This is a genomic window from Peribacillus sp. B2I2, assembly GCF_041261685.1.
In the GTDB taxonomy this organism is placed as follows: Bacteria; Bacillota; Bacilli; order Bacillales; family DSM-1321; genus Peribacillus.
Genome location: NZ_JBGCCB010000001.1, coordinates 2,346,742 through 2,362,487 on the forward strand (window position 1 = coordinate 2,346,742; position 15,746 = coordinate 2,362,487).

The following is a 15,746-nucleotide window of genomic DNA, read 5'->3' on the forward strand; positions in this document are numbered from 1 at the left end:
GAGGAGGCGCGAGCATGAAACCGGGAAAAGTACATCTGGTCGGTGCGGGTCCCGGAGATCCGAAACTGATTACGGTATATGGGCTGGAATGTATCCAAAAGGCGGATGTCATTGCATATGACAGGCTTGTCAATCCAGAACTATTAACCTATGCTAAAGAAAATGTAGAATTGGTATATTGCGGAAAATCACCAGGGAAACATCATCTCATTCAAAATGAAATACATGAACTTTTAGTGGAAAAAGCATTACAGGGGAAAAACGTCACCCGTCTAAAAGGTGGAGATCCATTTGTCTTTGGTCGGGGCGGTGAGGAAGCAGAGATACTGGCTGCTAACGGAATTGAATATGATATCGTCCCAGGAATCACAGCGGGAATCGCAGCTCCGGCTTATGCGGGCATCCCGGTTACCCACCGTGAACATGCCTCAAGTTATGCCATTGTGACAGGACATGGCCGTGATTACAAGGGGCAGGATAACCTGAATTGGCAGGCATTGGCCCAAGGCATCGATACCATCGCTTTTTATATGGGAATAGGTAATATGCCGTTTATCTGTGAAAAATTGATGGAGCATGGCAGGGACGGTAAAACGCCAGTGGCTGTCATCGAATGGGGTACGACAGATAAACAGAGGACGATTACAGGTACTTTGAGTTCGATTTCTTTGCTGGCTATAAAAGAGGAAATTCAAAATCCGTCAATCTTTCTAGTAGGCGATGTCGTCCAATTAAGGGAGAAAATCCAATGGTTTGAAAGAGTGATTGAATCAGAGTCCACTTTTGAAGGGAATGAGTCGGAATGTCCATCATTCAAGAATTGAAGGAACGCAGGGCAATAAGGAATTACGAAGAAAAAGAAGTGGAAGACCAAAAAATCAGGCAGTTATTGGAAGCGGCTACCTATGCCCCTAATGACCGTTTACGTGAACCTTGGAGTTTTTATGTGATCAAGGGAGAAGCGAAGCAACGTTATGAAAGATTGGCAGAAAAGTATTTACATGAACGCTTCCCGACCAAACCAAAATTGATTGATAGTTCACTGGAAGTCGTAAAGACGACACCGCTTATCATTGTCGTGACTTCCGATATATTGCCTGACGATCCGGATTCATCCGAAGACAATGTTTTTGCTTCTTGTTGTGCCGTCCATTCGATGTGGCTTGCCGCAAAAGAACTTGGTCTTGGATTCGTTTGGCGCACTAGGGGAGTGGGTCTTGTCAGGGATGAACGCCTGCACGGATTCATCGGTTCACCGGAAAATAAAAAAGTGATCGGCACCATTTTTGTCGGGTACCCTAAAGCCGATCAACCAGCTCCTGCTACTAAAAGGACTTCATACATAGAGAAAACAGTATGGCTATGAAGGTAGGTGAGTGAGTGGCACGCAGAGGATTATTCCTTATTTATACGGGAAATGGGAAAGGGAAGACGACTGCCTCATTAGGGGTGACTTTAAGGGCGATCGGCAGAGGAATGAATGTCAAATTCCTTCAGTTCATAAAATCTCCAGAGCGTACATATGGGGAAGCATTGGCTTTAAAGAAATTAGGAGTTGAAATGGAACAGCTAGGTATTGGTTTTACATGGACCAAAACACCAGAAGAGCATCGCAGCGCATTACAGTTAGCTTGGGAAAAGGCGAAACAGGCCCTTGGTGATCCTGACATTGATTTACTTGTTCTGGATGAGTTGAACAATGCGTTAGCCATCTCCAAATTCCCGATAGAAGATGTCTTGCCACTGACTGAAATCATCGATGCGATTCATAATCGTCCCGCTCATATGCATTTAGTCATTACCGGTAGGGATGCCAAGCAAGAGATTATGGAAATGGCGGATTTGGTTTCATCCATTGAGGCGACCAAGCATTATTATGACGAGGGTATCGGCGCTGTCAAAGGATTAGAGTTTTAGGGGGTGAGCGGAATGAAGGCACGATCCATCATGATACAAGGGACGTCATCCGATGTAGGGAAAAGTTTGATTTGTACGGCATTTTGCCGGGTATTTTCCAATAAAGGATTACGTGTTGTCCCATTCAAATCACAAAACATGGCTTTGAATTCTTTTGTAACCTTGGATGGCGGTGAAATCGGAAGGGCTCAAGGAGTACAGGCGGAGGCAGCGCGGATCACGGCAACAACGGATATGAATCCGATATTACTGAAACCGAAGCAGGATATGGTTTCGGAAGTCATCGTGCATGGCAAGCATTTTCTTGATATGAATGCAAAAAGCTATCGGAATCAATTTGTCCAAGAAGCCATGCCCATCATCCGTAAATCGGTTGAAAAGCTTCAAGATGAATATGACATCATCGTACTCGAAGGTGCAGGAAGTCCGGCTGAAATTAACCTTAAGGACCGGGATATTGCGAATATGCGAATGGCCAAACTCGCGGATGCGGCTGTCATTTTAGTGGCCGATATTGATCGTGGTGGAGTATTTGCGTCCATAATCGGGACGCTTGCCTTATTGGATAAAGATGAACGCGATTGTGTAAAGGGGATCATCATCAATAAATTTCGTGGCATGCGAGAACTGTTGGACGATGGCATTGAATGGTTGGAAAAGGAAACCGGGATTCCGGTTCTCGGGGTGCTTCCCTATTTAGATGTGAATATTGAAGCGGAAGATTCGCTTGCACTCTCTTCCTTACGTTTTAAAAAACCTAAAAAGGCTGAGTTTCCGATTGATGTAGCCGTCTTGAGATTTCCGCGGATTTCCAATTTTACAGATGTGGATCCTTTTTTTGATGAACCTGGAGTAGGTGTCCGGCTAGTTAGCAGTGTCAATGAGTTAGGTAATCCTGACCTTCTTATTTTGCCGGGTACAAAAAACACGATGGAAGATTTAGAGTGGATGAAACATGTGGGGTTGGATGGAGCCATTAATGAACTGCGTGAACAAGGGGCGATGATCTTTGGTATATGCGGCGGTTTTCAAATGCTTGGGACTAAACTTTTCGATCCTGACGCTGTAGAAGGTAACGGTGAGAACGCAGAAGGGCTTTCGCTTCTTCCGGTGGAAACCGTATTTCAAGCAGAAAAGAAAACAGTACAAATGGAAGGTGTACTTTCTGCTGGGATAATGGAAGGTCAAATGAATCTTAACGGTTTCGAAATACATTTAGGCAGAACGACATTGAAGTCACAAGTAAAGCCCTTTCTTTTATTGAAGGATGGAAGAGAGGATGGAGCCATATCCACTGACAACAAGGTAATGGGAACATACCTTCATGGGATTTTCCATAATCGCTTGTTCACTAGATTACTAGTTAACCAAATTCGGCGGAACAAGGGGTTGGATGAAGTGAATGAAAACGTTCAAAGCGACTCGGAGCGTAGGGAGGAAGCGTACAATCTCTTGGCTTCCCATTTGGAAGAAAACATTGATATGGATACCATCTATCAATGGCTGCAGCTGGAAACTACAGAAAGTTGAAAAATGGTCCGACAGAATCAAATTATGAGTTAATCAAAGCCCCCATCCTTAAAAAATGACTAAAAAACACATCAGTATAGGGTTACACTTCCTTTTATTTAGCCATATTAAGTGACAGACGCATATAAGATATGTTATGTTGTCTTCTCTACATACTTTAAAGAATATAAAAGGATGAGGTGTTCATATGAATAAAACAGAATTAGTGAGTAGTGTGGCAGCACAAGCTGAACTGACAAAAGACGACGCAAAAAAAGTAGTGGATGCATTGTTTGAAACAATCACGGCTACTCTTGCTAAAGAAGAAAAAATCCAATTAGTTGGTTTCGGTACATTTGAAGTGCGTGACCGTGCAGCTCGTACAGGAAGAAACCCGCAAACTGGCGAAGAAATCCAAATTGCAGCTAGTAAAGTACCCGCTTTTAAAGCAGGTAAGGAATTAAAAGAAGCTGTAAAATAAAAATCAATGAAGAAAAACCTGGCGATGAAATTTTCGCCAGGTTTTTTTATTTACTGCCTGATACTCGTTCTTGAGCAGGGCGATTCGTAAAACGGTAGATTATTTTCAATTAACCCGTCTTATGCTATTCTTGAGTTACCAAGAATCCACTGAAATGGAAAAGGTAAATAACGATCTGTTATTTTTTTATGAGGCGGGATATAGTTATGAAAAGGCCATTAGGAGTTTCTTTAATTGGTTATTTTTATATTTTCGGTGCGAGCATTTTACTGTTTACATCAGTTTTCTATGATCCTAATGCCAATCAAATAGGGTTGATGACAAGATTTGGATTAGCTGATGTACCAGAACGCTTGATTCGAGTATTAGTGGCGCTTATATCCATCGTGATGATCTACGGATATATGAGGTTGGAAATGTGGGGATTTTGGATGATGATTGGATATTCAGCCCTGTTCGGAATGATTAGTTTGACTTTATTATTATCACACAATCAACAGCCTTTTATTGGAAATTCGATTTGGTCAATGATTGTTTTGATATATTCCATTTATGTAAAGCCCTCGTTCAAGATGAAACAGCAAGGCATACCTAATTAGTCCACTTAAGGAGAAGTGGTCCAATATACAATTCGGTTTATCGATTCTTTTTAATAATGTCATTTTAAATGGATGGCAGTAAGGGCATTATCATTTCACCAACAATGAAAATAATCTCACTCCACCAGAAAAGTAAGGCAGTAATGGAATTAACCCGAATGAAAAAAATTTATAGTACTTATTAATAAGGTTTATACTGTGACTATGTTAGGCTAATGAATAACAAGCTTTAAAATCAATATAAAAGAGGTGAAAGATATGTTGAAGAAAATAATGAAAAAAATCAAACAACTTTCCCAAGGCAGCAGTGAGCGAAGACATGGTCATTATCGCCGAGGCAGCAGCAGTAGCAGCAGAGGGTATAAACGATCTCCCATGGGTGGAAGTGACCGCTACAAAAGAAAAGGACGAGGCAGTAGCAGCTAATTGAAATTCTTAGACTCTAAAGCAGCATGCAGGTCCATTGAGAGTTCTTTAATATCTGAATAAGGTTCTTGGATGCTTAATAACCTTTTCAGTATATGCACGGTTCCTTTTTCTAACGAAAGCTCTTCTGTCCAAGGAAGAGCCTTTTTACTTTTGGAAGCGTACGTCGTATAAAGTACATATAAGAGTATTTCCCCCAAATCGTAAAAATCCTGCCTTTTCATCTCCAAAATGGATTCTTTTGCGAGATTGGCCGAAACGGCCCGTTTAGACAAACCAAAGTCTATCAAGATGGGATGATGGTCTTTAAGTAAAATATTTGGTATACGTAAATCTTGATGGAAAATGTCATGGTTGTGTAGAAAAGATACTAACCCCACCAGGTCATCAAGAAAAAGTAGAGACTCTTTCTCAGTGAACGTTATATGATTCAAGAAAATATGATCTTCTAAATTATCCCCTTCAATGAAATCCATCACAAAATAAACATTTCCGTCTTGTGAAAATTTCTCGTGAAATTTGGGCATGTTTTTGTGGTTTAACATTCGTAATATGGAGATTTCACTCTCAAACTGTTCAAGCTCTTTTTTGCTGCGGCGTTTACTTGTCCGGAGCTGTTTGATCACTATATTTTCATTCGTTTTCAAATCATTGCAAAGATAAACAATGCCGTAGCTACCTGTTCCTATTACAGACGTTACCTTGTAGTGGTTATTCAAAACCACTCCTTTTTTTAAAGGTATATCCACAAAAAATTGATAGATCTTTCGAATGGAACGCAAAATTGAAACTTCCCTCACCACTTTCATTTATTTGAGTCAAGAATACACCATACTGATTAACTAAGCTGGAAATATGAATGTTCATGGATAGTTTAACACTGATTTTTGATAATGCGGTAATGAAAGTCTTTTCTTCGGGGTGTTCCTTTATACGATATCCAATAAAATATTGAAAAAATACCAATCGTAAGAATTCCCATCAATGAAAAAAGTATTGAAAGACTATTAAAAATTTTACGTAATTTCATATTATGAAATTATCGGATTTTTTTAATTTTTACCTTTACTATAATGAATTCATAATAAAATAGCAGGAGGTGAAAAGATAGATGGGCGAGAGTTAAGAAATTGCTTTGGTAAATTCCCAACCGGAGTTACGATCGTGAGCTGGTTTGATGGGGAAGTTCAAAAGGGTATTACTGTGAATTCATTCACCTCGGTTTCATTGGATCCCCCGCTTGCTTTAGTGTCAATTCATAAAGAAGCAAAAGCTTGCAATAGCATGAAGGGTAGATCATTTACCATTAATATTTTGTCGGATGAACAAGAATCCATTGCATGGCAATTTGCGGGCAGTAAACAGGAAACACTTGAAATTGACTGGGATAACAAGGGGATTTCGCCAAAAATAAATGGAAGTGTTGCCTGGATGGAATGCAAACCATGGGAAGAGTATGATGCTGGTGATCATATTTTGTTCATAGGTGAAATCCAAGAATTACATTTCGAAGATTTGGAAGCGCTTACTTCTGTCAAGGGAAAATGGGGTCTGCTAAACAACTCGTAAAATAAGGGGGATTCTTATGGGCATTAAAATCCCGAGTAAAACAGCTAAACTTACGAGTAAACCGGCGAAACTCGCGAGTAAAACAGCTAAATTCACGAGTAAACCGGCGAAACTCGCGAGTAAAACAGCTAAATTCACGAGTAAACCGGCGAAACTTGCGAGTAAAACAGCTAAATTCACGAGTAAACCGGCGAAACTTGCGAGTAAAGCTGCAGAATTCATGAGTAAACCGGCGAAACTCGCGAGTAAAACAGCTAAATTCACGAGTAAACCGGCGAAACTTGCGAGTAAAGCTGCAGAATTCATGAGTAAACCGGCGAAACTCGCGAGTAAAACAGCTAAATTCACGAGTAAACCGCGAAACTCGCGAGTAAAACAGCTAAATTCACGAGTAAACCGCGAAACTCGCGAGTAAAACAGCTAAATTCACGAGTAAAATGGCGAAACTTGCGAGTAAAACAGCTGAATTCACGAGTAAACCGGCGAAACTCGTGAGTAAAGCTGCAGAATTCATGAGTAAACCACCTAAACTCACGAGAAAAATAGCTAAACTCGCGAGTAAACCCGCCAAATTCACGAGTAACCCATCCAAACTCACGAGTAAACCATCCAAATTCACGAGTAAAACAACAAATGAACTCCCATTTTATAGTATTTGCTTGGAAAGTTATGTATAGTTAGCATTATATTAAAATTGAATATTCAGAAAAATAAAGGAGCGATGTTATGAGTTTAACAATCACAGATTTGTTCATCGGCCAGGTTGCTAGTTTGCAACGCACATTTAATGAATCTGACGTAAAATTATGTAATGAACTAACAAAAGATTACAGTCCGATTTATCAAGTGAATAAAGAAGCATGGAAAAGTAATTTCAGCAAGCCGGTTGTACCTGGTTTGTTAACGGAAGGCCTTATCACTCAAGTGATCAGTGAAAAACTCCCTGGTAGTGCCTGTATACTTTTACAAAAGGAATTGGTCTTTTATCATCCAGTACATATAGGCGATATGATTTCAGCTGAACTGGAGATCATTGATATTAATTTGAATAGAGATTGGGTTACGCAAAAGGTGACTTGTTTTAATCAGGAAGGAATTGAAGTCATTAAGGGGCAAGTTGTAATTTTTGTTTTAAGTAATCAAGATATTAGGTGATGTAAATGGAAAATGTCAAAAACGTGTTAAGGAATTGGGGATCGATTGAAGTTGATGAAAATGGAAGAGTTATAGGCGCCACTGCTGACTTTTATGAATATTTCATGATTATGCCGACTGATTTGATAGGAGAGTCCATAACGAGGGTCATTCACACTTCTTCCACCCTTTCTTTGAAAGGTCTTGCTCACAAACATGTATTTTCTGGTGTGATCAGCGGACACTCTTGTTTCATAAGGGTAGTTCGACGAGAAGCTGGTACCCTTTATACCATAATCATCCGACAAGGTGAACTGGAATACAGTGATTTAGTGTATTTTGCCAACTCTTTGGAGAAGAATGAAGCCAAGAAAAATTCCTTGTTACAAAGTCGATATAGCTTCGAAGAGATTGTTGGAAAGAGTGAGGAGATAGAGAGAGTAAAAGAGCTGGCCGCCAGAATAGCTACTAGCAGTTCAACCGTACTGCTTACAGGGGAAACGGGAACGGGAAAGGAACTTTTTGCCCAAGCGATCCATAGTTTGAGTACAAGAAAAGCACAGCCTTTTGTGCCGGTAAATTGTGCCGCGATTCCAGATGAATTATTTGAATCGGAGATTTTTGGTTATGAGGCTGGCGCTTTTAGCGGGGCGAAAAAAGAAGGTAAGCCTGGAAAAATAGAATTAGCCCAAAATGGTACGTTGTTTTTAGATGAGATTTCAGAATTGCCTTATCAGGCTCAAGGTAAGCTATTACGAGTTTTACAGGAAAGAGAAGTGGAAAGACTAGGCGGGACGGGGACTAAAAATGTTGATATACGTATTATTGCGGCGACGAACAGGGATTTAAGAACCCTTATTCAAGAAGGAAAATTCCGCCAAGATTTATATTATCGACTTTATGTTTTTGAATTGAAAATTCCTTCTTTAAGGGAGCGGCACGAAGATATTCTTCCTCTGGCATATCATTTCGTCGAGTATTTCAATAACAAGTTAGGCTCCAATGTGAAAGAAATTGATCCTAAACTCCAAGATTGGCTTATCCAATATGATTGGCCTGGTAACATCCGTGAAATCAAAGCGATAATCGAACGCGGAATGAATATCGTGGATGGAGGGACTCTAACTCTGGATTCTATATATTTTACACCTAATTTCATATTGGAGGTTCCCTCAGCTATGGATAATTCTATGTCCGGTACGTTGGATGAAGTTGTAGGTAATGCTGAAAAATCAGCCATTCAGCGAGCATTAAAAGATTCGGAAGGGGATCGTTCTTTAGCAGCTCAAAAGCTGAAAATTCATGTTGCTAGTTTATATAGGAAAATTGCCAAGTACAAATTGAAATAGCAGAATCATCCAATGAAAGGTAATCAGGTTAACCATTAGGGCACACTTATAAAGTGTGTATTTTTTTGTGAAGTTTCGCAAATTCGATTTGCAGTATTGCGAAAAAATGCAAACTTGCGAAAGCTTTAGGAAACAATAGCCAAATTTGTAGCGAATTCTAGTTGGCACACAACTTGCAATAATAGTTTGTCATGTAAGAGGTTTCATGTTTCGTAGAATGTCCAAAATATAGGTATCGGATAAATTAGTAATTAAACTTGGAGGTAATGATATGCTGAATTTTTCTTTTACGGAAGAGCAGGATTATTTTCGTAAAATATTGAAAGAATTTGCTAAGGAAGAGTTGCTTCCACATTATACAAAATGGGATCGCGAAGGGATTACTCCAAAACATTTGTGGGAAAGGCTGGGGGATCTTGGCGTGAATGGTCTTCGGATTCCAGTGGAATATGGAGGAAGCGGTGCGGATTGTGTGACAACTGGGATAGCTGCTGAGGAGATAGGTCGTGGAGATTTCAATCTTACTTACGCAGTGATGTTGAATGCATTAATTGGTGAAATTATCAATAATCACGCTAGCGAGGAACTGAAAAAAGAGTGGCTTCCCAAAATCTCAAGTGGTGAAAAAATTGTTGGCATTGCCATTACGGAGCCATCCGCCGGTACGGATGCAGGCGGAATTAAAACAACAGCTGTCCATAAAGGAAATAAGTATGTGCTTAATGGAGAAAAGTCTGGAATTAGTGTAGCTATGTGTGGAGATGCCTTTGTTATATTTGCAAAGACGGAACCTGAATGGGGAAATCGAGGGATAAGTGCTTTCATGGTTCCTGCCGATATTCCAGGAGTTGAATGTAGAGGGTACACAGACATGGGGAATATCCCGATTGGAAGAGGTTCGATATATTTAACCGATGTCGAGGTTCCGGAAGAGTATATGATTGGTCTTCAAAATAAAGGGTTTTCCCAAGTGATGAATGGGTTTGATTTAAGTCGGCTGTTAATAGGGCTGCAATGTGTGGGCACCGCTTCACAAAGTATCGATGAAACCATCGAACATGTGAAAATCAGACATTCATTTGGTAAACCGTTGGCGACATATCAAGGGTCTCCTTCCCCATTGTGACCCACTATACCCAATTAGAACTGGTGAAGTGGCAAGCCTATCGAGGACTTTGGCTTCGTGACCAGGGGTTGAATCATAGTAAAGAATCGGCTTCTGTTAAGTGGTTAGGTCCTAAATATAGTGTAGAAGCTATCCATGAATGTTTACTGTTGAATGGTCATTATGCTTATACGAAGGAAATGCCTCTTGAGCAACGCTTACGTGACGTGATTGGGTTGGAAATTGGTGATGGCACTGCACAAGCCAATATGATGGTCATTGCAAAGGACATAATAGGAAAGGAGTTCCGTTCTCATTAATCCAAAGGAATGTAGTTTATGGTAAAAGTCAAACCGTAGAATACAGTGGACTTTTACCATGGGTGTTAGGAACGATGGAGTTTATCAATGAATTATTTCAAAGAAGTCAGCGAGCCCAGAGTCTTCAATAAGTAATAAGACCACTGTTCCAGTGATTAAGAGAGGGGCTTATGGCCGAGGCCATAAGTAAAGAGTTGAAAAAGATACATGGGTAATCATTCATAAAGGTTAGTATTTTTCATTCAGTTGAAACCGAAACGATTAAAGAAGAAATAGAAAACATTTACAGTCGTAATAGTGCCGATTACGTTCGTAATGAACAAAGAATTGATGTGATGCAAGGTAAATCATCCTAAATGGACTAGGACAATGAAGGGAATGAAAAACGATGGAATTAACAGATGTAATCTATGAAAAAAAAGGTGGAATTGCAAAGATAACAATGAACAGACCTAAAGTTTACAATGCTTTTCGTGCCAGAACCATTCAGGAATTAATTTGGGCCTTCCGGGACGCTTGGGATGATAATCGTGTTGGTATAGTGATTCTGACTGGAGCAGGTGAGAAGGCATTTTGTGTAGGTGGGGATCAAAAAGAAAAGGGAGAAGAAGGAGGATATGATCATTCGGGTGGTTTAGGTGGTGGAATGGGATTGGAAATCGAAACGCTGCACCAAACGATCCGCAACATTCCTAAGCCGGTCATTGCAGCGGTTAATGGGTTTGCCATCGGAGGCGGACATGTCCTTCATGTCATTTGTGATCTAACAATTGCATCTGACACGGCAAAATTCGGCCAGAGCGGGCCAAAGGTCGGTAGTTATGATGCAGGTTTTGGTTCAGCTTATTTAGCACGAATTGTCGGAGAAAAGAAAGCAAGGGAAATCTGGTATTTGTGTGAACAATATTCTGCACAAGAAGCAAAGGAAATGGGACTTGTGAACAAAATCGTTGCCCCAGAACAACTGCACGAGGCAGCAGAAGAATGGGCAAGAAAGATCCTTGATAAGAGTCCTACTGCGCTAAAAATGCTTAAATATTCCTTTAATGCAGATAGTGCAAACATTCAAGGGATTTCTCAGCTATCGATGGGCAGTTTAGCGATGTTTTACAATACACAAGAATCGGAAGAAGGAAAAAATGCCTTCCTGGAAAAGAGGCCTGTAGATTTTAAAAAATTCAGAGGTTGATGAGGGGGATGGAAACTGGTGAAATTGGAGACGATTTTGACTCAGGAATATGTGGGGAAATATCAAGGCGTTTGGCCAAACCGAACGATCTTGGATTATTTGAATGATGCTATAGTGAAGCATCCAGATAAGATAGCGATTATCGATAAAAAAAGTAGTTTTACTTACAAGCAGCTTGGTAAGTTGGTCGATCGAATCGCTTTGGGTCTCTTGCATATAGGATTGGGTAAAGGGGATGTTGTCTCTTTTCAACTGCCTAACTGGAATGAATTTATAATCTTACACTATGCTGTTACAAGAATCGGTGCCATTAGCAATCCCTTGATACCGATTTATCGAGATAGGGAAATTGGCTATATGGTTGGGATGGCAGAATCAAAAATGATTGTTGTACCAGATTATTTCCGTGGGTTTTATTACCCTGACATGATTGAGAGACTAAGCCATCAATGGCCATCAATGAAACATATATATGTGATTGGGGACAAGGCGCCGAAGGGGATGAAACTGTTCTCCTCACTATTTGAGGAACCTTGGGAAGACCGGATGGATTCATCCATTTTGGATGAAATCACACATGACCCCAATGATGTGACTGAAATTATCTTTACCTCGGGAACCACTGGAAGTCCAAAAGGAGTAATGCATACACATAATACTCTTTGTATATCAACGGATTATTGGATTGACCACTTACATTTAACCTCCGATGACGTTCATTTCATGGCGTCAACGTTCGCTCATCAAACAGGTTTTGGTTATGGAGTTAGGCTCCCTACTCATATTGGAGGTACAGGAGTCTATCAAGACATTTGGAATCCGAGAGAGTTTATTGAATGGGTTGAGAAGGAAAAGATAACGTTTACGGCGGGAGCTACTCCTTTTCTGCAAGATACGATTCAAATGGAAGGGATAGAAAGTTATGACCTCAATTCGCTACGAGTCTTCGTAGCTCTAGGTGCCCCGATTCCCAGGCATTTAGTAAAGGAAGCCGTGGAAAAAGTACCGTTCAAGATATTGTCAGGATGGGGACAAACGGAAGATGGCTTGGTAACCTTGACGAGACTTGAGGATCTAGAAGAAAAACTGACGAATACCGACGGAATTCCCTTTCCGGGGATGGAGCTAAAAGTAGTGGATCTTGAAGGGGAGCTCTGTGCTCCGAATATAGAAGGTTCTTTATTAGTAAGGGGTCCGGCTCTTTTTGTCGGCTATTTTAAACGGATCGATGATACTTTAGCTGAGTATAGTGACGGATGGTTCATTACCGGTGATCGAGCATTTATTGATGAAGATGGATATATCCGGATTTCTGGAAGAAACAAAGACATAATCATACGTGGCGGCGAAAATATTCCAGTTGCTTATGTAGAAAATGTATTGTATGAACACCCGGATATTTCTAGCGCTCAGGTTATCGCTGTTCCAGATTCTCGTCTTCAGGAAAAAGCATGTGCATGTATCAGCATGAAAATGGGAAAGAGCCCGATTACGATGGATTCCATGCAGGAATTTCTCTCGGAAAAGGGTTTGGCCAAACAATATTGGCCTGAATTTCTTGAAATAATGGATGACTTTCCTCGTACGGCAAGCGGGAAAATCCAGAAATTCCGGCTCCGGGAAATGATAAATGAAAAGATAATAGACAATATATAAGCAGCTTAAATAAATCCATATTGACTAAATGGTGAAAGTGGAGGGAATATGATGAATAAAAGAATGGCATTTATCACAGGTGCCGGGAGCGGAATTGGCAGAGAGATTGCAAAAAAATTGGCTTCTCGCAATTTTAACATCATCGTGGCTGATATAAATCTTAAAAATGCAGAGGAAACGGTTTCTATAATCGAAAAGTCGGGTTTTGAAGCCAGAGCGGTCTATTGTGATGTAACGAAATTAGAAAGTGTTAAAAAAGCCGTTGAAGAATCAGTGAACCATTATCAAAGAATAGATATATTGGTTAATAATGCAGGCTGGGATAAGGTGGAACCTTTTTTAAAAAGTGATCCAAGCACTTGGAAAAGGATTATCGATATTAATTTACTTGGGCAGATCCATACTTGCAAGGAAATTTTACCTCTTATGATTGAAAATGGTTACGGCAAGGTAGTAAATATTGCATCAGATGCAGCTAGGGTCGGATCAAGTGGAGAGGCAGTTTATTCGGCTGCTAAGGGAGGGGTGATTGCCTTCACAAAAACGATAGCAAGAGAAATGGCACGTCACAAACTCAACATCAATTGTGTTGCACCAGGCCCTGCTGATACTCCTTTATTTCAAGAAATAGGCTCTTATAATGTTGGTATAGCAAGCGCCTTGGAAAAAGCTATTCCATTCCGTCGGCTAGCTCAACCCGAGGACATTGCCAGTGCTGTTGCCTATTTCGTTTCGGAAGATGCAGGGTATATTACGGGGCAAACTCTTTCCGTAAATGGTGGATTAACAATGGTTTAATTGATCGTGGTTAGGTGAGTATGCAAGATTGAAAGGCTAGTAATCCTAAAGCAATATAGCTTGAAAACTTTTTCTAATCGTTTGACAATTGGATTTATCGTGTTAATATAAAGGCAAATGAATTATATATACAATTTGTACCACTAGGGGTGCTTTATAGGTGAAATTTGGTTTTACCTGAGAAGCTGAGATTAAAGTATGACTTTAAGACCCTTAGAACCTGATCTGGTTTATACCAGCGTAGGGAAGTGGGGTCTGGGACAATACGTTTCTGTATTATTTCAAGTAAAACCACTTTCTTTACGTTAAAGAAAGTGGTTTTTTATTTGCAAAAAAAGAGGTGATTTAAGGTTTTTATCCCGTATCATTCATTGAAAAATAGAATTTGGAGGTAATGGACATGAAGTTTTCAGAGGAAATCCGCCAGGAAGTTGATCATATTTGGGAAGCTAGTTTTAATCACCCGTTTGTTGCAGGAATTGGAGATGGCACATTGCCATTAGAGTGTTTTCGTTTTTATGTCATGCAAGATGCCTATTATTTATCTCATTTTGCTAGAGTTCAAGCTTTAGGAGCAGTAAAGGCAACAGACTTACATACAACAAGCAGGCTTGCCGGCCACGCACAAGGAACATATGAAGCGGAGTTGAAGCTTCATGAAAATTTTTCTGAGAGATTAGGCATCACAAAAGAAGAAAGGGAAAATTTCAAACCCGCCCCGACTGCTTATGCTTATACTTCCCATATGTATCGTGCGGCTTATTCTGGACATTTAGGGGATGTTATTGCAGCTATCTTGCCATGTTACTGGCTGTATTATGAAATTGGCGAAAAGCTGCAAGGGTGTGAACCGGAAGAGCCGATTTATCAAGAATGGATAGCGGCTTACGGAGGAGAGTGGTTCCGCTCTTTGGTGGAAGAACAAATTGCGAGGCTTGATGAGATTGCTGAAAAAGTAACAGATGAAGATAAGGAAAGAATGAAGGAACATTTTATCCTTAGCAGCCAATATGAATACTCATTTTGGGAAATGGCTTATCGCTTAGAGACATGGCCTGTTCATAAGGAAATACTGGAAGTATAAAGGAGAATGAAACATGAAAAAAGGATTGAAATTAACGGATATATTAGTCACTATCGTGATTGCCGTAGCATTTGGAATCGTTTATATCCTTTGGGGTTCGATATATTATTCCGTTAAACCATTAGGATTACATCTAGATCAACTTATTTATGGAATGTGGTTTATTGCTGGCCCCGTTGCCTTTTTGATTTTACGGAAACCGGGTGTAGCACTTCTGGCAGAGATAGCTGCAGCTTCCGGTGAATTCTTTCTGGGTTCACCATGGGGGCTGACCGTACTCTTATATGGGGTGGTCCAAGGTTTGTTCGCTGAACTGCTGTTCATGGCGTTCAGATATAAAAAATTCAATATGTCGGTGGCCGTTTTAGCTGCGGTGGCTTCCTGCCTGGGATCAGTCATCATGGATTTTGCATACGGGGAAATAGGTGCGCTCTCCCTTTGGAATCTATCGTTATTCATGATTGCGAGGTTCTTGGGTTCCATATTCTTTGCAGGTGTAACAGCTTATTATCTAGTTAAAGTCCTGGAAGCAACAGGAGTAACTAATCTTGTTCGTCCAGTTTCAAGTAAAGATTATGCAGAACTGGACCAAAAGTAGAGGTTGATGGCC

At 40.3% G+C, this 15,746-nt stretch carries 18 protein-coding genes, 1 pseudogene and 1 riboswitch; of the genes and pseudogenes, 16 read left to right on the forward strand and 3 right to left on the reverse strand.

What is annotated here, in order from left to right; translation table 11 throughout:
- The first annotated feature begins 14 nt into the window (after nt 1-14).
- From cobA to ABIE66_RS11765, 7 genes are all read left to right on the forward strand, one after another.
- Complete coding sequence (gene cobA / locus ABIE66_RS11735) at nt 15-824, forward strand: uroporphyrinogen-III C-methyltransferase (protein ID WP_370014802.1); 810 nt, start codon at nt 15-17, stop codon at nt 822-824.
- Nucleotides 803-1,366 (forward strand): nitroreductase family protein, encoded by a 564-nt coding sequence (locus tag ABIE66_RS11740; RefSeq protein ID WP_289335526.1) that lies wholly within the window; start codon nt 803-805, stop codon nt 1,364-1,366. The genes cobA and ABIE66_RS11740 overlap by 22 nt, the downstream gene beginning before the upstream one ends.
- A gap of 14 nt (nt 1,367-1,380) precedes the next feature.
- A complete protein-coding gene (locus ABIE66_RS11745) occupies nt 1,381-1,917 on the forward strand; it encodes a cob(I)yrinic acid a,c-diamide adenosyltransferase (protein WP_370014803.1) in 537 nt (178 codons plus the stop codon).
- A gap of 12 nt (nt 1,918-1,929) precedes the next feature.
- Nucleotides 1,930-3,447 carry a cobyric acid synthase gene (locus tag ABIE66_RS11750; RefSeq protein ID WP_370014804.1) on the forward strand — a complete coding sequence of 506 codons (1,518 nt, stop codon included), beginning with the start codon at nt 1,930-1,932 and terminating at the stop codon, nt 3,445-3,447.
- 187 nt (nt 3,448-3,634) lie between these two features.
- Nucleotides 3,635-3,907: an HU family DNA-binding protein gene (locus ABIE66_RS11755; RefSeq protein ID WP_063233522.1), complete on the forward strand. Its 273-nt coding sequence runs from the start codon at nt 3,635-3,637 to the stop codon at nt 3,905-3,907.
- Between the two features lie 206 nt (nt 3,908-4,113).
- A complete protein-coding gene (locus tag ABIE66_RS11760) occupies nt 4,114-4,506 on the forward strand; it encodes a hypothetical protein (protein ID WP_370014805.1) in 393 nt (130 codons plus the stop codon).
- A gap of 307 nt (nt 4,507-4,813) precedes the next feature.
- The gene (locus ABIE66_RS11765; protein WP_289324830.1) at nt 4,814-4,936 is read left to right on the forward strand and encodes a hypothetical protein; all 123 of its coding nucleotides are present in this window, start codon (nt 4,814-4,816) and stop codon (nt 4,934-4,936) included.
- Here ABIE66_RS11765 and ABIE66_RS11770 read toward each other — a convergent pair.
- Complete coding sequence (locus ABIE66_RS11770; protein WP_370014806.1) at nt 4,929-5,714, reverse strand: protein kinase domain-containing protein; 786 nt, start codon at nt 5,712-5,714, stop codon at nt 4,929-4,931. The two genes, ABIE66_RS11765 and ABIE66_RS11770, sit on opposite strands and share 8 nt — an antisense overlap.
- Nucleotides 5,715-6,096: 382 nt before the next feature.
- Between ABIE66_RS11770 and ABIE66_RS11775 the strand changes: the two genes are divergently transcribed.
- Nucleotides 6,097-6,501 (forward strand): flavin reductase family protein, encoded by a 405-nt coding sequence (locus ABIE66_RS11775; RefSeq protein WP_370014807.1) that lies wholly within the window; start codon nt 6,097-6,099, stop codon nt 6,499-6,501.
- Here ABIE66_RS11775 and ABIE66_RS11780 read toward each other — a convergent pair.
- The gene (locus tag ABIE66_RS11780) at nt 6,487-6,849 is read right to left on the reverse strand and encodes a hypothetical protein (RefSeq protein ID WP_370014808.1); all 363 of its coding nucleotides are present in this window, start codon (nt 6,847-6,849) and stop codon (nt 6,487-6,489) included. The genes ABIE66_RS11775 and ABIE66_RS11780 overlap by 15 nt on opposite strands.
- Before the next feature lie 37 nt (nt 6,850-6,886).
- Nucleotides 6,887-7,120 (reverse strand): hypothetical protein, encoded by a 234-nt coding sequence (locus ABIE66_RS11785; RefSeq protein ID WP_370014809.1) that lies wholly within the window; start codon nt 7,118-7,120, stop codon nt 6,887-6,889.
- Between the two features lie 107 nt (nt 7,121-7,227).
- Here ABIE66_RS11785 and ABIE66_RS11790 point away from each other — a divergent pair, with 107 nt between their 5' ends.
- From ABIE66_RS11790 to ABIE66_RS11825, 8 genes and pseudogenes are all read left to right on the forward strand, one after another.
- Entirely contained in the window at nt 7,228-7,656 is a 429-nt protein-coding gene (locus ABIE66_RS11790; protein WP_289335517.1) for a MaoC/PaaZ C-terminal domain-containing protein, read from the forward strand.
- Between the two features lie 5 nt (nt 7,657-7,661).
- Nucleotides 7,662-8,984 carry a sigma-54 interaction domain-containing protein gene (locus ABIE66_RS11795; RefSeq protein WP_370014810.1) on the forward strand — a complete coding sequence of 441 codons (1,323 nt, stop codon included), beginning with the start codon at nt 7,662-7,664 and terminating at the stop codon, nt 8,982-8,984.
- 271 nt (nt 8,985-9,255) lie between these two features.
- Nucleotides 9,256-10,409 (forward strand): annotated as a pseudogene (locus ABIE66_RS11800) (acyl-CoA dehydrogenase family protein).
- Between the two features lie 388 nt (nt 10,410-10,797).
- Nucleotides 10,798-11,598, forward strand: coding sequence for a 1,4-dihydroxy-2-naphthoyl-CoA synthase (gene menB / locus ABIE66_RS11805; RefSeq protein ID WP_370014811.1), 801 nt, complete (start codon nt 10,798-10,800; stop codon nt 11,596-11,598).
- 18 nt (nt 11,599-11,616) lie between these two features.
- Nucleotides 11,617-13,254 (forward strand): AMP-binding protein, encoded by a 1,638-nt coding sequence (locus ABIE66_RS11810; RefSeq protein WP_370014813.1) that lies wholly within the window; start codon nt 11,617-11,619, stop codon nt 13,252-13,254.
- Nucleotides 13,255-13,305: 51 nt separating this feature from the next.
- On the forward strand, nt 13,306-14,052 hold the full coding sequence (locus tag ABIE66_RS11815) for an SDR family NAD(P)-dependent oxidoreductase (protein ID WP_370014814.1): 747 nt from the start codon (nt 13,306-13,308) through the stop codon (nt 14,050-14,052).
- A gap of 135 nt (nt 14,053-14,187) precedes the next feature.
- A riboswitch (TPP riboswitch) is annotated at nt 14,188-14,316 on the forward strand.
- A gap of 136 nt (nt 14,317-14,452) precedes the next feature.
- Complete coding sequence (gene tenA, locus ABIE66_RS11820; protein WP_289316638.1) at nt 14,453-15,136, forward strand: thiaminase II; 684 nt, start codon at nt 14,453-14,455, stop codon at nt 15,134-15,136.
- A 13-nt stretch (nt 15,137-15,149) separates the two neighbouring features.
- Entirely contained in the window at nt 15,150-15,734 is a 585-nt protein-coding gene (locus ABIE66_RS11825) for an ECF transporter S component (protein ID WP_289316637.1), read from the forward strand.
- Nucleotides 15,735-15,746 lie beyond the last annotated feature (12 nt).

What these genes read in the sequence shown, in the direction of transcription:
- ABIE66_RS11795 (WP_370014810.1), top strand. Translation starts at nt 7,662, where the DNA reads ATGGAAAATGTCAAAAACGTGTTAAGGAATTGGGGATCGATTGAAGTT.
- ABIE66_RS11790 (WP_289335517.1), top strand. Translation starts at nt 7,228, where the DNA reads ATGAGTTTAACAATCACAGATTTGTTCATCGGCCAGGTTGCTAGTTTG.
- ABIE66_RS11755 (WP_063233522.1), top strand. Translation starts at nt 3,635, where the DNA reads ATGAATAAAACAGAATTAGTGAGTAGTGTGGCAGCACAAGCTGAACTG.
- cobA (WP_370014802.1), top strand. Translation starts at nt 15, where the DNA reads ATGAAACCGGGAAAAGTACATCTGGTCGGTGCGGGTCCCGGAGATCCG.
- ABIE66_RS11815 (WP_370014814.1), top strand. Translation starts at nt 13,306, where the DNA reads ATGAATAAAAGAATGGCATTTATCACAGGTGCCGGGAGCGGAATTGGC.
- ABIE66_RS11825 (WP_289316637.1), top strand. Translation starts at nt 15,150, where the DNA reads ATGAAAAAAGGATTGAAATTAACGGATATATTAGTCACTATCGTGATT.
- tenA (WP_289316638.1), top strand. Translation starts at nt 14,453, where the DNA reads ATGAAGTTTTCAGAGGAAATCCGCCAGGAAGTTGATCATATTTGGGAA.
- menB (WP_370014811.1), top strand. Translation starts at nt 10,798, where the DNA reads ATGGAATTAACAGATGTAATCTATGAAAAAAAAGGTGGAATTGCAAAG.
- ABIE66_RS11750 (WP_370014804.1), top strand. Translation starts at nt 1,930, where the DNA reads ATGAAGGCACGATCCATCATGATACAAGGGACGTCATCCGATGTAGGG.
- ABIE66_RS11740 (WP_289335526.1), top strand. Translation starts at nt 803, where the DNA reads ATGTCCATCATTCAAGAATTGAAGGAACGCAGGGCAATAAGGAATTAC.
- ABIE66_RS11760 (WP_370014805.1), top strand. Translation starts at nt 4,114, where the DNA reads ATGAAAAGGCCATTAGGAGTTTCTTTAATTGGTTATTTTTATATTTTC.